General features: G+C 35.8%; 1 protein-coding gene. It reads left to right on the forward strand.

The genetic code is table 11. The features are described 5' to 3' along the window. A partial coding sequence (locus CHRY9293_RS18525) for an AMP-binding protein (protein WP_162034325.1) occupies nucleotides 1-609 on the forward strand: 609 nt, incomplete at both ends.

The following is a 609-nucleotide window of genomic DNA, read 5'->3' on the forward strand; positions in this document are numbered from 1 at the left end:
AAAGTTTGTTGTGTAGCTTTACGTATAGTACTGCATTATTCGGTGAATCGACGGTTAATCAGCTTATGAGTACGTATGTTTATCTTTTAGAGCAGATAGTATCCTTTACGAGTTCTTCTTTGTCGGGACTTAAGCTTTCAGATCTTGTTTTTGTAGGTGAAGACTCTGGATTATCCTTTATAAAAGATGTCAATGGTTGTTATGTAGATTATGTATCGGATACTACGCTTCATGAGTTATTTGAGCTACAGGCAGAGAAGACCCCAGATGATATAGCTTTGGTGTATGAAGATGTTAAGCTAACGTATCGAGATCTTAATGAGAGATCAAACCAATTGGCTCATTATTTATTAGAAAACTATAAGATTAAGGCTGATGAATTGATTCCTCTATGTTTGGAAAGGTCTGAGCAGATGCTGATTGGAATCTTAGGGGTTTTAAAATCAGGTGGAGCGTATGTTCCTATGGATCCTGGTTATCCGATGGATAGAATAGATCATATTTTGGGAGATACCAAGGCTAGAGTTGTAATCGTTGAAGAGAGTACAAAGAATCGTTTATATGACTATAAGGAATTAATAGATAGAGAAGAAGAATCAACTCTAAGTA

This window comes from Chryseobacterium potabilaquae (assembly GCF_902728265.1).
Classification (GTDB): domain Bacteria; phylum Bacteroidota; class Bacteroidia; order Flavobacteriales; family Weeksellaceae; genus Chryseobacterium; species Chryseobacterium potabilaquae.